Origin of the sequence: Blastococcus sp. VKM Ac-2987, from assembly GCF_026967805.1 — a bacterium.
Lineage (GTDB): Bacteria > Actinomycetota > Actinomycetes > Mycobacteriales > Geodermatophilaceae > Blastococcus.
The window spans coordinates 466918-478987 of sequence record NZ_JAPVBG010000001.1 but is presented as its reverse complement, the minus strand read 5'-3'; the positions used below and the strand labels follow the sequence as shown (position 1 = coordinate 478987).

At 76.4% G+C, this 12070-nt stretch carries 13 protein-coding genes, 1 tRNA gene and 1 riboswitch; of the genes, 7 read left to right on the top strand and 7 right to left on the bottom strand.

Annotated features, from left to right (window positions below):
• The first annotated feature begins 59 nt into the window (after positions 1 to 59).
• Together O2W17_RS02340 and O2W17_RS02335 are read left to right on the top strand one after the other, a co-directional pair.
• The gene (locus tag O2W17_RS02340) at positions 60 to 764 is read left to right on the top strand and encodes an LppX_LprAFG lipoprotein (protein ID WP_269190784.1); all 705 of its coding nucleotides are present in this window, start codon (positions 60 to 62) and stop codon (positions 762 to 764) included.
• On the top strand, positions 733 to 2484 hold the full coding sequence (locus tag O2W17_RS02335) for an MFS transporter (RefSeq protein WP_269190783.1): 1752 nt from the start codon (positions 733 to 735) through the stop codon (positions 2482 to 2484). Before O2W17_RS02340 ends, O2W17_RS02335 begins: the two co-directional genes overlap by 32 nt.
• Here the strand turns inward: O2W17_RS02335 and O2W17_RS02330 are convergent.
• Entirely contained in the window at positions 2462 to 2995 is a 534-nt protein-coding gene (locus O2W17_RS02330; protein ID WP_269190782.1) for a Clp protease N-terminal domain-containing protein, read from the bottom strand. The genes O2W17_RS02335 and O2W17_RS02330 overlap by 23 nt on opposite strands.
• A gap of 2 nt (positions 2996 to 2997) precedes the next feature.
• Positions 2998 to 3231, bottom strand: coding sequence for a helix-turn-helix domain-containing protein (locus O2W17_RS02325; protein ID WP_269190781.1), 234 nt, complete (start codon positions 3229 to 3231; stop codon positions 2998 to 3000).
• A gap of 70 nt (positions 3232 to 3301) precedes the next feature.
• Positions 3302 to 3366, top strand: a riboswitch (guanidine-III (ykkC-III) riboswitch).
• An 11-nt stretch (positions 3367 to 3377) separates the two neighbouring features.
• On the opposite strand from O2W17_RS02325, the gene O2W17_RS02320 reads away from it, so the two are divergent.
• On the top strand, positions 3378 to 3692 hold the full coding sequence (locus O2W17_RS02320; protein ID WP_269190780.1) for a DMT family transporter: 315 nt from the start codon (positions 3378 to 3380) through the stop codon (positions 3690 to 3692).
• Between the two features lie 96 nt (positions 3693 to 3788).
• Here O2W17_RS02320 and O2W17_RS02315 read toward each other — a convergent pair whose 3' ends face one another.
• Positions 3789 to 4754: a zinc-binding dehydrogenase gene (locus tag O2W17_RS02315; protein ID WP_269190779.1), complete on the bottom strand. Its 966-nt coding sequence runs from the start codon at positions 4752 to 4754 to the stop codon at positions 3789 to 3791.
• A 9-nt stretch (positions 4755 to 4763) separates the two neighbouring features.
• A complete protein-coding gene (locus tag O2W17_RS02310; RefSeq protein ID WP_269190778.1) occupies positions 4764 to 5330 on the bottom strand; it encodes a TetR/AcrR family transcriptional regulator in 567 nt (188 codons plus the stop codon).
• Between the two features lie 59 nt (positions 5331 to 5389).
• Between O2W17_RS02310 and O2W17_RS02305 the strand changes: the two genes are divergently transcribed.
• Positions 5390 to 6331, top strand: coding sequence for a DMT family transporter (locus O2W17_RS02305; RefSeq protein ID WP_269190777.1), 942 nt, complete (start codon positions 5390 to 5392; stop codon positions 6329 to 6331).
• A gap of 116 nt (positions 6332 to 6447) precedes the next feature.
• Here O2W17_RS02305 and O2W17_RS02300 read toward each other — a convergent pair whose 3' ends face one another.
• The 3 genes from O2W17_RS02300 to O2W17_RS02290 all read right to left on the bottom strand — a co-directional run bounded on the left by O2W17_RS02300 (position 6448) and on the right by O2W17_RS02290 (position 8809).
• A complete protein-coding gene (locus tag O2W17_RS02300; RefSeq protein WP_269190776.1) occupies positions 6448 to 7035 on the bottom strand; it encodes a hypothetical protein in 588 nt (195 codons plus the stop codon).
• A gap of 134 nt (positions 7036 to 7169) precedes the next feature.
• Positions 7170 to 8177 (bottom strand): selenide, water dikinase SelD, encoded by a 1008-nt coding sequence (selD, locus tag O2W17_RS02295; RefSeq protein ID WP_269190775.1) that lies wholly within the window; start codon positions 8175 to 8177, stop codon positions 7170 to 7172.
• On the bottom strand, positions 8174 to 8809 hold the full coding sequence (locus O2W17_RS02290) for a helix-turn-helix transcriptional regulator (protein WP_269190774.1): 636 nt from the start codon (positions 8807 to 8809) through the stop codon (positions 8174 to 8176). Before O2W17_RS02290 ends, selD begins: the two co-directional genes overlap by 4 nt.
• A 67-nt stretch (positions 8810 to 8876) precedes the next feature.
• Here O2W17_RS02290 and O2W17_RS02285 point away from each other — a divergent pair.
• From O2W17_RS02285 to selB, 3 genes are all read left to right on the top strand, one after another.
• A tRNA-OTHER gene (locus O2W17_RS02285) sits at positions 8877 to 8972 on the top strand.
• 24 nt (positions 8973 to 8996) lie between these two features.
• Positions 8997 to 10328 (top strand): L-seryl-tRNA(Sec) selenium transferase, encoded by a 1332-nt coding sequence (gene selA, locus O2W17_RS02280; RefSeq protein WP_269190773.1) that lies wholly within the window; start codon positions 8997 to 8999, stop codon positions 10326 to 10328.
• On the top strand, positions 10319 to 12064 hold the full coding sequence (selB, locus tag O2W17_RS02275) for a selenocysteine-specific translation elongation factor (RefSeq protein WP_269190772.1): 1746 nt from the start codon (positions 10319 to 10321) through the stop codon (positions 12062 to 12064). The genes selA and selB overlap by 10 nt, the downstream gene beginning before the upstream one ends.
• Positions 12065 to 12070 lie beyond the last annotated feature (6 nt).

Genomic DNA, 12070 nt, shown 5'->3' with positions numbered 1-12070 from the left:
CCGGCGCGCTAGGGTCCGCCGCGACGGCGGGGGAAGTCCTGCCGCGACGGGAGGTCGCCATGCTGCTGCGCCGATCGGGCGTGCCGCTGCTCGCGCTGGCGCTGTTCGCCGCGCCGGTGCTCGGCGGCTGCGGGTCGGACGAGCCGGAGGAGTCGGCGACCGACCTGCTCGACCGGGCCAAGCAGACCCTCGACGAGGCCGAGAGCGCGCACTTCGTGCTGGACAGCGAGGGGGCGCCGACGACCGGGACCGTGCTGGTCGGCGGGGAGGGCGACATCGCCCGCCCGGCTTCCTTCGACGGCACGCTGCAGGTGCTCGCGCTCGGATCGACCCTCGACCTGGCGGTGGTGTCGGTCGACGGCACCGTCTACGCGCAGCTGCCGTTCACCAGCGGCTTCACCGAGATCGAGCCCGCGCAGTTCGGGTTCGGCGACCCCGGCGACCTGCTGGATCCCGAGACAGGCATCTCCCAGCTGCTGGCCGAGGCGGGCTCGGCCGAGCTGGGGGAGGAGCGCCGGGTCGACGGCGAGGTCGTCCGCGAGGTGACCGCCGAGCTGCCCGGCGACCTGGTGGAGCAGGTGCTCGCCAGCGAGGACCCGTCCCAGCCGGTGCAGGCCCGGTTCTCCGTGGCCGCCGACAGCGGTGAGCTGCGCCGGGCGGAGCTGACCGGCCCGTTCTTCGCCGACGGCGAGGACGCCACCTACATCCTCGAGCTCAGCGACTTCGGGGCCGATGTCGAGATCACCGCACCGGCCACCGGCTGAGACGCCCGGCGCCGCCTTCCGGCAGGCCCCCGGCCTGGCGGCGATCGCCCTCGCCACCCTCGCCGTCCTGGTCACGGCGGCCGACACCTACGTCGTCGTCCTCGCGCTGCCCGACATCCTCACCGGGGTCGGGGTCGGCCTGGACGAGCTGCAGAAGGCGACCCCCATCGTCGGTGGCTTCCTGCTGGGGTACACCGCCACGCTGCCGCTGCTGGGCCGGCTGGCCGACCTCCGCGGGCGGACGCCGGTCCTCATCGGCTGCCTGCTGCTCTTCGCGCTCGGCTCCCTGCTGACCGCGACGGCGGAGACGCTCGGGCTCGCCGTCGCCGGGCGGGGGCTGCAGGGCATCGGCGCCGGTGGGCTGGTGCCGGCCACGCTGGCGCTGGTCGCCGACCGCTGGCCGCCGGAGCACCGGTCGCTGCCCCTGGGGGTGGTCGGCGCGGTGCAGGAGGCCGGAGCCGTCCTGGGGCCGCTCGCGGGCGCCGCGGTGCTCGCGGTGGCCGACTGGCGGGCGATCTTCTGGCTCAACCTGCTGCTGGGTCTCGGCCTGGCCGGTGGCGTGCTGCTCACCGGGCGGGTGCGCCGGCCGGACCCGGTCGGCCTGGCGCTCGCCGGAGCAGCCGCCGTCGCGCTCGCCCTGCTGCTGGCCGAACCCGCGGCGCTGGCCGAGGACGTCGACCTGGGGCTGCTCTACGTGCCCCTGGTCGACGGCCGGCCGTGGACCACGCCGCTGCTGCTGGTCACCGTCCTCGCCGCCGCGGCCCTGGTGGTCCGCGGGCTGGTGCACCCGGCGGGCGCCGTCCTGCCGCTGCGTGGGCTGGGCCGGCTCGCCCGCGAGGTCGACGTCCTCGGGTCGGTGCTGGCCGTGGTGGCGCTCGGCGCGCTGGTGTGGGCCTTCGCGGCCGCCGACACCTCGCGGGAGGTGGTCGCGCACGGCTGGCTGCTGCTGCCGCTGGCCGCCGTCGCCGGGGTGCTGTTCGTCCTGCACGAGCGGCGCACGCCCGACCCGGTCCTGCCCCTGGCCGCGCTGCGGCCGGTCGGCGCCTGGGGCGCCCTGGTCGTCAACCTGTTCGTGGGCGCCGCGCTGGTCGCCGCGCTGGTCGACGTCCCGCTGTTCGCCCGCGCCACGACGGAGGCGGGGGACCAGCTGGGCGCGGCGCTCGTGCTGCTGCGGTTGCTGATCGCCGTGCCGGTCGGTGCCGTCGCCGGGGGCTGGCTGTGCCGGCTGGTGGCGCCGCGCCTGGTCGCGGGAACCGGGATGGCCCTCACCGCGGCGGCGTTCGTCGCCATGACCGGGTGGGACGAGCGCTCCTTGGACGGCGCCTGGTCGACCGTCGTCCTGCTGGCCGCCGGGCTCGGGTTCGGGCTGGCCATCGCGCCGGTGAACGCCGTCCTGCTGGCGGTCACCCCGGGTGCGGTCCACGGCAGCGCGGGCGCGCTCGCCGTCGTCGCCCGGACCGTCGGGATGCTGGCGGGGTTGTCGCTGCTGACCGCGGTGGCGCTGCGCCGGTTCACCGCCGAGGTGTCGGCGATCGGCACGCCCATGGAGCTGTGCCCGGCCACCCCCGCCGACTGCGCGGCCTACGACGCCGCGACCGAGGCCGCGGTGCTGACCCAGCTGCACACGGTCTTCGCCGGGGCGGCGATCGCCGCCGGGCTTGCCGCGGTGGCGTCGCTGGTGCTGCTGCGGGGTCAGGTCAGGAGTTCAGCGCGAGCCTGAGGTCGTCCCGCAGGGCGGGGACGTCCACGCCGCGGTCGTGCAGCACCTTCGCGGCCAGCCCCTCGCCCTCGCGGATCAGACCCAGGGCGATGTGCCCGTCGGTGATGCTCCGGGACTTCATGGCGATGGCCTCGCGCAGGGCGAGCTCCAGGACCTTCTTCGCGCGCGGGGAGAAGGGGATGTGGCCCTCGCGCACGGATCCCCGCGGCCGGTCCAGCGCGCCGGGGCCGAACGTGGCCTCGACGGAGCTGCGGACGGCGTCGAGGTCGATGCCCACGGTGCTGAGCGCCTCCGCGCCGAGCCCGCCGCCCCCCACGGCGGTGACGACGGCCGCGGCCACGTCGTCGTGCGTCAGGCCGTGCCGGGCGAGGGTCGCCGCACTGCGGGTGCCCTGCCGCAGCAGGCCGAGCAGCAGGTGCTCGGTGCCGACCCAGCCGTGGTGCAGCCGGCGGGCCTCCTGCTGGGCGTCGACGACGGTCGCCCGCGCCTCGGTGGTGAACCGCTCGAACATGGTCAGTCCTTCCGCCGGAGCGGCCCGCGGCCGCTCGCGTACTTCTTGTGCACGGCCTGCCGGCTGATGCCGAGCAGCTGGGCGATCTGCTCCCAGGTCCAGCCCTGGTCGCGGGCGTTCTGCACCTGGAGGGCTTCCAGGCGCTCCACGAGCACCCGGAGCGATCGGACGGCCGTCAGGCCGACCGCGGGGTCCTTGCTGCTGGCGGCGCCGGCGACCTGCGCTGTGTCTGCCATGGCCGTCAACCTAGGTTGCGCCGATGGAATTGTCAACATGCGTTGACGAATGAGGTGGTGGGAGACTTGCCCCGGGCCGCGACACGGCTCCCGGACGAGCGGGGCCGTACCCGGTGTGCGACAAGACGGCGCCAGAGGGGTTCGCCATGTCATGGCTGGTGCTGATCGTGTCCGGGGTGCTCGAGGCGGTGTGGGCCACGGCCCTGGACCGTTCGGAGGGGTTCACCCGCCTCGTGCCGACGGCGGTCTTCGTCGTCGCCCTGGCGGCGAGCATGGGTGGGCTCGCCTTCGCCATGCGCGAGCTGCCGCTCGGGACCTCGTACGCCGTGTGGGTGGGCATCGGCGCCACGCTGACCGTGGTCTACGCGATGGTCACCGGCGCCGAACCGGTCTCGCCGGTCCGGTTGCTGCTGCTGGCCGGGATCGTCGGCTGCGTCGTCGGCCTCAAGGTCGTGGAGTGAGCCGAAGAAGCACGAGAGGGCAGTTGTGGTCGCTCGCGCCGGAGCGCCCCCGCGGGTTGGCGACCACAACTGCCCTCTCGGGACAGTGCCCCTCGGTCAGAGGGTGAAGACGATCTTCCCGTTGGTGCGCCCCTCGAGCATCCGCTGGAAGCCCTCGCGGGCCTCCGTCAGCGGCAGCTCGACGTCGATCTGGGGGCGGATGCCGGTGACCCGGCACATCTGGATGAGGGCCTCGAGCTCGGACTTCGTGCCCATCGTCGAGCCGATGACCGACAGCTGGGTGAAGAAGACCCGGTTGAGCTCCGCGCCCGGGTTGAAGCCGGTGGTCGCGCCGGAGGTGACCAGCACGCCGCCGGGCTTCAGCGACTTGATGCTGTGGCCCCAGGTGGCCTCGCCGACGGTCTCCATCACGCCGTCCACCCGCTCGGGCAACCGCGCGCCGCTCTCGAAGGCCTGGTCGGCGCCCAGCGCCAGGGCGGCGGACCGCTTCTCCTCGCTGCGCCCGGTGACCCACATCCGGTAGCCGGCCGCGCGGCCGAGCACGACGAGCGCGGTCGCGACGCCGCCGCTGGCGCCCTGCACCAGGACGGTCTGGCCGGGGCGCAGCCCCGACTTCACGAACAGCATCCGGTAGGCGGTCAGCCAGGCGGTGGGCAGGCAGGCGGCCTCGGCGAAGGACAGCTCTTCCGGCTTCGGCAGCAAGTTGCGCCGGGGGACGGCGACCTTCTCCGCCATCGAGCCCTGGTGCACCTCCGACAGCAGCGACCGCTTCGGGTCCAGCGTCTCGTCGCCCATCCAGTCCGGCGTCGAGATGACCCCGTGGACGACGACCTCGTTGCCGTCCTCGTCGATGCCGGCCGCGTCGGTGCCCAGGATCATCGGCATCCGCTCGGCGGGCAGGCCGATGCCCTGCAGGCTGAACAGGTCGTGGTGGTTGAGCGAGACCGCCTTCACCTGGATCGTCGTCCAGCCCTCGGGCGCCTCGGGCTCGGGGCGGTCGCCGACCTCCAGCACGGAGAGCGGGTCCTTCGGGGCAGGGGTGGAGACGAAGGCAGCCAGCATGATCGGAACTTAGCCGAGTAGCCGCGCTGCTGCCGCACGTGCGGTGTCCAGGGCGTGGGGGTCGTTCCCCGCGGTGGTCGCGACCAGGGCTCCCTCGTACAGCAGGTGGATCGACGCCCCGGTCTGCTCCGGGTCGGCCGCACCGGCCTCGGCGGCGAGGGCGACGAGGCGTTGCCGCATCCACTCCTTCTCCGCGCGGATCACCGGTAGCGCCGGATGGTCGGTGCCCCCGACCTCGGCGTAGGCGTTCACGAACGCGCACCCGCGCTCCTGGCCGTCCAGCCATCGCCCGGCCGCGTCGAAGACGCTGCGCACCCGGTCCACCGGGGACCGGTCGGTGGCGAGTTCCTCGTCGAGCAACTGCTGCCACCGCTGCGCGCGGTGCGCGAGGTAGAGGGCGACCAGGGCGTCCTTGGAGCCGAACCGGTCGTAGAGGGTCTTCTTGGTCGTGCCGGCCGCCTCCGCGATGGTGTCGACGCCGACCGCGCGGATGCCCCGGGCGTAGAACAGGTCGGAGGCCGCGGCGAGCAGCCGTTCTGCGGCCGGCGTGAGCGACGTCGGTGGCGTGCGGGGCATGTGCCCTCCTCGTCAGTGGTCCACTGCGAGTATACCGACCGGTGTGGTTACCTCGGCCGGTGAGCCGGCATCGCCCCGACACCGTCGCCGCCGTGGTCCTGGTCGTCTGCTGGTCCTCCGGTTTCGTGGGCGCCGAGTTCGCCACCCGCGGGGCCCCGGTCACCACGGTCCTCGCGTGGCGCACGCTCCTGGCCGCCCTGCTGCTCGGCGGGTGGGCGCTCGCCCGGCGCGACCGCGTGCGGCCCGGGTCCCTGCTCCGCCAGGCGTGCCTGGGGCTGCTCGTCCAGGCGGTGTACCTGGGCGGGGTCTTCGCCGCCGCCGGCGCCGGGGTCTCCGCCGGGACCTCGGCCCTGGTGGCGGCGCTCCAGCCGCTGCTGGTGGCCGCGCTCGCCGGACGGTTCCTGGGCGAGCGGACGTCGGGACGACAGCGGGCCGGACTGCTGATCGGCGCCGGCGGCGTGGCCCTCGTCGTGGTCGGCGACCTCGGTGCCGGTGGCGCGCCACCCCTGGCCTTCCTGCTGCCGGTCGCCGCCCTCGCCGGCCTCTCGGCGGGCACGCTCCTGGAGCGCCGGTGGGGATCGGCGGAGTCGCTGGTCGTCTCCCTCGCCGCGCAGTCCGCCGCGGCCGCCGTCGTCTTCGGGACGGTCGCGAGCGTCAGGGGGGAGCTCGCCCCGCCGGGTGGCGGCGCGTTCTGGGGCGCGATGGTGTGGCTGGTCGTCCTCTCCACGCTCGGCGGCTACGGCAGCTACCTCTTCGTCGTGCGCCGGGCGGGGGCGACCCGGGCCAGCACCCTGCTCTACCTGACGCCCCCGGCGACGGCCGCATGGGCCTGGGCCATGTTCGGCCAGGCGCCCGGCCCGACGGCCGTGCCGGGCGTCGCCGTCTGCGCGGTCGGTGTGACGCTCGTGCTGCACCGCGCACGAGCAGCTGCTCCCGGGCGATCACCGGACGCCGAGGACCCGCGCGCGCGGCAGGAACGCGCCGATCCCGCCCGCCCGTGACACCTCTCCGACCCCAGCAGGCACCCGGGCCGATGGGTGCCATCAGCAGGAGGGCCTCGTCCTCCCGAGCCGTCGACGGGTCGGTGCGGGTGTCGCGCGACCCGTCGCGGTGGAGGTCAGCCGCAGACGATCCGCTGCTGGCGGAGGTCGTTCTCGGCGGGGTCCCCGTTGACCAGCGGGGCCACGACCACGCCGGGGACGGCGAGCACGACCCGGCCGGTCACCCGGGCGCCGCGCACGTCGAGGTGCTCGGTGCAGTCGCCGCGCTGGAAGACGAGCCGCTCGACCGGGCCCGTCCCCTGCCAGCGCAGGGCGACCAGCGCTGTGCCGGTCCGCTCCGGCAATCCTTCGGGGGAGGAGCAGGCGACCCGAAGGCGCCCCACCGCGGACGCCGAATCCACACCGTCGAGGCGGGCCCGCACCTGGTCCTCGGTGGTGCACTCGTAGAGGATGCCCTCGCCGCCGTCGGGGACGATGCCGCCGATGAAGAAGTCGGCGATGCCGAACGGCTTCTGGTCCGGTGGGTCGAAGACCTGGAAGGCGCTGTGCAGCGTCCACCCGGTCCGCGGATCCGTGCCGTCGAGCCCCGTGGTGGCGAAGCCGATCCGCTCCTCGGTGGCAGCAGCGGCGCCCGTCGCCGTCGCCCCGGACACGACCGCCAGCAGCACGACGGCGAGTGCCCGCCGAGCCGTCCTCGTCCTCATCCCGACCTCCTCGGTGCCGGACCGCGGGATCTCCGGGTCCGTCGCGGCGGCAGCGTGGCAGCGCGGCCGGACCGTGGGCGAGGGCCTGTCGCGGGCGAGAACCCGGGTCTCCGGCGTGCCGCGGCGACACGCCGTCAGCGGAGGACGACCACGAACTCCCCGCGCGGGACGAACTCGCCGATGACCGGGGCCCCGGGCACCTCCCCGCCCAGCAGCAGGCCGCCGGAGGTCTGCGCGTCGGCCAGGAGCAGCGCCTCGTCCTCCGAGACCGCCGACAGGTCGGTGTGCGGGCGCACCCAGTCCAGGTTGCGCCGGGTGCCGCCGGAGACGAACCCGTCGGCCAGCGCCTCGCGCGCGCCGGCCAGGTAGGGGACGGCAGCGGCGTCGACCACGGCGGTCACCCCGCTGGCCCGCGCCATCTTGTAGAGGTGGCCGAGCAGCCCGAAGCCGGTGACGTCGGTGCCGGCGCGGATCCCGGCGGCGACGGCGGCCTGCCCGGCGTCCCGGTTCAGCGCGGTCATCGAGGCGACCGCCTCCTCCGACACCTCGCCGGTCGCCTTCATCCGGCTGTTGAGCACCCCGACACCCAGCGGCTTGGTGAGGGTCAGCGGCGTCCCGGCCACGGCCCCGGAGTTGGTGATGATCCGGTCGACGTCGACCACGCCGGTGACGGCCATCCCGTACTTGGGCTCGGGGTCGTCGATGGAGTGCCCGCCGCCGACGTGGCAGCCGGCCTCCTGCGCCACCTCCAGCCCGCCGCGCAGCACCTCCGCGGCGAGCTCGGCGGGCAGCACGTCGCGCGGCCAGCCGAGCAGGTTCACCGCGACGACCGGGGTACCGCCCATGGCGTAGACGTCGGAGAGCGCATTGGCGGCCGCGATCCGGCCGAAGGTGCGCGCGTCGTCGACGACCGGGGTGAAGAAGTCGGTCGTGAGCACCAGGCCCTGACCCCCCGCGATCCGGACGACCGCGGCGTCGTCACCGTCGTCGAGGCCGATCACCAGCTCGGCGTTGGGGGCGGACGGGCCGGTCGCGGTCAGGCCGGCGACGACGGCCTCCAGCTCACCGGGCGGGATCTTGCAGGCGCAGCCGCCGCCGTGGGCGTACTGGGTCAGCCGGATGGTCGGGGTGGCGGTCGTCACGGCGTCGAACGTAGTCCGGCCGGCGCTCGGCCGCGGCCGCCGGGCAGCACCACCAGCCGCGGTCGCCCCGGCTCCTGCTCCGGCGTGCGGCGGGCACGTCCGGCCGGGTGCCGGGACCGCGCGCCGGACGACGCCTCGGTGGGAGGAGGCGCCCCGACCCCGGTCAGCTCGCGCGCCGCCGCGACCTCGCCGGTGGGCTCGGCGCTCTCGATGCGGTCCTCCCGGAACCAGCGGGCGGCCTGCCGCTCCCGGCACCACGCGACGAGGAACCAGTGCTCGCCGCTGCGCGCCAGGAGCTGCGGCTCCACCTCGCGGTGCGAGGACCGCCCGCGGCCGTCGCGGTACCGCAGGGCCAGGACCTGCCGGCCCGTCACCGCCCGCTCCAGCAGCCCGCGCACCTGCGCCGAGCGGCCGGCCTCGGCGCTGACCCACAGGCTCGTGGCGAGCAGCTGCGCCCGCCGCCGGGCATCGGGTTCCAGGACGGCCAGCACCTTCTCCAGGGCGCCGCGGCCCGCCTCGGCGTAGGGGCCCTCGGGCGAGGAGGCGAGGGCGACGGCGACCGCCGCGGCCTCCTCGGGCGTGAGGGTGACCGGCGGCAGCGTGGCGGGGGAGCGGGACCCGGTGCGCTTCACGGGTCGTGATGCTCGCACTCCCCACCGACAGTTCCGGGGAGACCGGCGGGGACGTAGTGTTCCCGGCGGAGGCGTCAGGGTGTCTGGTGGCCCCCGCGGCCTCTAAAGCCGACGTGGCCGAGCATCTCGGCCAGGCGGGTTCGATTCCCGTCCGCCTCCGCCACTTCCCGCACATACGCTGCGGGCGATGAACCAGGACCCGCAGCGCGCCGACCCCCGCCGGCAGGTGCCGCGCACCGACACCCTGCTCGCCGATCCGCGGCTCACCGCGGCCGGCGCGCGGCTGGGCCGGGACCTGGTGAAGGGCGCCGTGCAGCGGGTGCAGCAGCGCGTCCGGGCCGGCGAGGTCGCCCCCGGCGACGCCGCCGACGCCGTGCTGGCCGGGCTGCCCGCGACGGCGTCGAGCCTGCGCCCGGTGCTCAACGCGACCGGCGTCGTCGTGCACACCAACCTCGGCCGGGCGCCGCTGTCGCCGGCCGCCGTCGAGGCGGTGGTCGCGGCCAGCGGCACCACCGACGTCGAGCTCGACCTGGCCACCGGCCGGCGGGGTCCGCGCGGGGAGGCGGCGCTCGCCGCACTGCTCGACGCCGTGCCCGCGGCCGAGGCCGCGCTCGTGGTCAACAACTGCGCGGCCGCCCTCGCGCTCGTCGCCACCGCCCTCGGCCAGGGGCGCGAGCTGGTGCTGGCCCGCGGCGAGCTGGTGGAGATCGGTGACGGCTTCCGCATCCCCGAGCTGCTGCAGGCCACCGGCGCCCGGCTGCGCGAGGTCGGGACCACCAACCGCGTCACCCTCGCCGACTACACGGGCGCGCTCGGCCCCGGCACCGGCGCGGTGCTGAAGGTGCACCCGTCGAACTTCGTCGTCCGCGGCTTCACCCGGGCCGTGGACGCGGCGGAGCTGGCCACGGCCCTGGCGGGCACCGGCGTGCCGCTGGTGGCCGACGTCGGCTCCGGGCTGCTGCGACCGCACCCGCTGCTGCCCGACGAGCCCGACCTGCAGACCACGCTCGCCGCCGGCGCGGACCTGGTGCTCGCCAGCGGCGACAAGCTGCTCGGCGGGCCGCAGGCCGGCCTGGTCCTCGGGCGGGCGGAGCTCGTGCAGACGCTGCGACGGCACCCGCTCTACCGCGCGCTGCGCGTGGACAAGACGACGCTGGCCGGGCTGGAGGCGACGCTGCGCGGTCCGCTCCCGCCCGTGCAGGAGATGATCGCCGCCGGGGCCGAGGGGCTCCGGGCCCGCGCGCACGCCCTCGCCGCCCGGCTGTCGGCCGCGGGCATCCCGGCGGACGCGGTCGACGCCGACTCGCGCGTCGGCGGCGGCGGGGCGCCCGAGCACCCGCTGCCCGGCGCGGCGGTCTCCCTGCCGGAGGCGTTCGCCGGGCCGCTGCGCCTGGGCGCGACCCCGGTGGTCGGCTACGTCGAGGACGGCCGGACCCTGCTGAACCTCCGCAGCGTGCCGCCGGCCGCCGACGACGACCTCGCCGCCGCCGTGCTGGAGGTGGCCCGCCGGTGGACGTGATCGCGACCGCCGGGCACGTGGACCACGGCAAGTCGGCGCTGGTCCGGGCGCTCACCGGCATGGAGCCCGACCGCTGGGCGGAGGAGCGCCGTCGCGGGCTCACCATCGACCTCGGCTTCGCGTGGACCACGCTGCCCTCGGGACGCCGGCTGGCGGTGGTCGACGTCCCGGGGCACGAGCGCTTCGTGGGCAACATGCTCGCCGGTGTCGGCTCGGTGCCCGCCGCCCTCGTGGTCGTGGCGGCCGACGACGGCTGGTCGGCGCAGACCGCCGAGCACGTCGCCGTCCTGGACGCCCTGGGCGTGCGGCATGCGCTGCTCGCCGTCACCAAGGCCGACCTGGCCGACCCGGCACCGGTGCTCGCCGACGTCACCGAGCGGCTGGCCGGGACGTCGATGGGTGCGGTGCCCGGGATGGCGGTCAGCGCGGTGACCGGCGCCGGGCTGCCGGAGCTGACCGGTGCGCTGGAGGAGCTGCTCGGCGGGCTCCCGGCGCCGGACCGCACCGCGCCGGTCCGGCTCTGGATCGACCGGGCCTTCACCATCAAGGGCGCCGGCACGGTGGTGACCGGCACCCTCGCCGGCGGCTCCGCGGCCCCGGGCGACCGGTTCCTGCTCGGCGACCGCGAGGTGACCGTGCGCGGCGTGCAGTCCCTCGGCGAAGCCGTCGATCGGGCCGACGCCACCGCGCGGGTGGCGCTGAACCTGCGCGGGATCGCGGTGGAGGAGCTCTCCCGCGGCGACGCGCTGCTCACCCCGGGCGCCTTCCGGACCACCGACGTCGTCGACGTCAGCCTGACCTCCGAGCCCGGCGAGCGGTTGCCCGCCGAGCCGGTGGTGCACGTCGGCTCGGCCACGGTCGGTGCCCGGCTCCGCCCGCTGGACGGCGCGGCGGTGCGGCTGCGGCTGGACCGCCCGCTGCCGCTGCGCGTCGGGGACCGGCTGCTGCTCCGCGACCCCGGCGCCCGGCGGGTGCTCGGCGCCGACGTGCGCGACGTCGACCCGCCGGAGCTGCGCCGCCGCGGCGCCGCCCGCCAGCGGGCCGCCGAGCTGTCCGCCCAGCCGGACGGCGCGGCCGGGGCGGTCGCGGCCCTGGCGCGTCGCCGCGTCGTGCGCGCCGAGGACTTCGCCGCCATGGGCTGGCCGGTGCCGCCCGGCGCCACCCGGCACGGGCCGTGGCTGCTCGCCGCGGGGCTGGCCGACGAGCTCGCGGCCCGGGTGCCCGACGTCGTCGGCCGCTACCGGCGGCTGCGCCCGCTGGAGCCGGGGCCGCCGGCCGAGGTGGTGCGCCGGGCGCTCGACCTGCCCGACGCCGAGCTGGTGCCCGCCCTCGTCCGGGCGCCGCTGGTGCTGCGGGCCGGCCGCGTGGTCGACGGCGACGCGGACCTCCCGCCGGCGGTGCAGCGGGCGGTCGACGGGATCCGCGCCCGGCTGGCGGCCGACCCCTTCGCCGCTCCGGAGGCGCCGGAGCTCGGAGCCGCCGGGCTCGGCGTGCGGGAGCTGGCCGCCGCTGTCCGCAGCGGGCAGCTGGTGCGGATCGGCGAGGCGGTGTACCTCGCACCGGGGATCGCCGACGTCGCCCGGACGAGGCTGGCCGAGCTCCCGCAGCCGTTCACACTCAGCCAGGCCCGCCAGGCGTGGGGCACCAGCCGCCGGGTCGCCGTGCCGCTGATGGAGTGGCTGGACGGCCAGGGCGTCACCCAGCGGCTGCCCGACAGCACCCGCCGGCTGCGGTGACCCGTC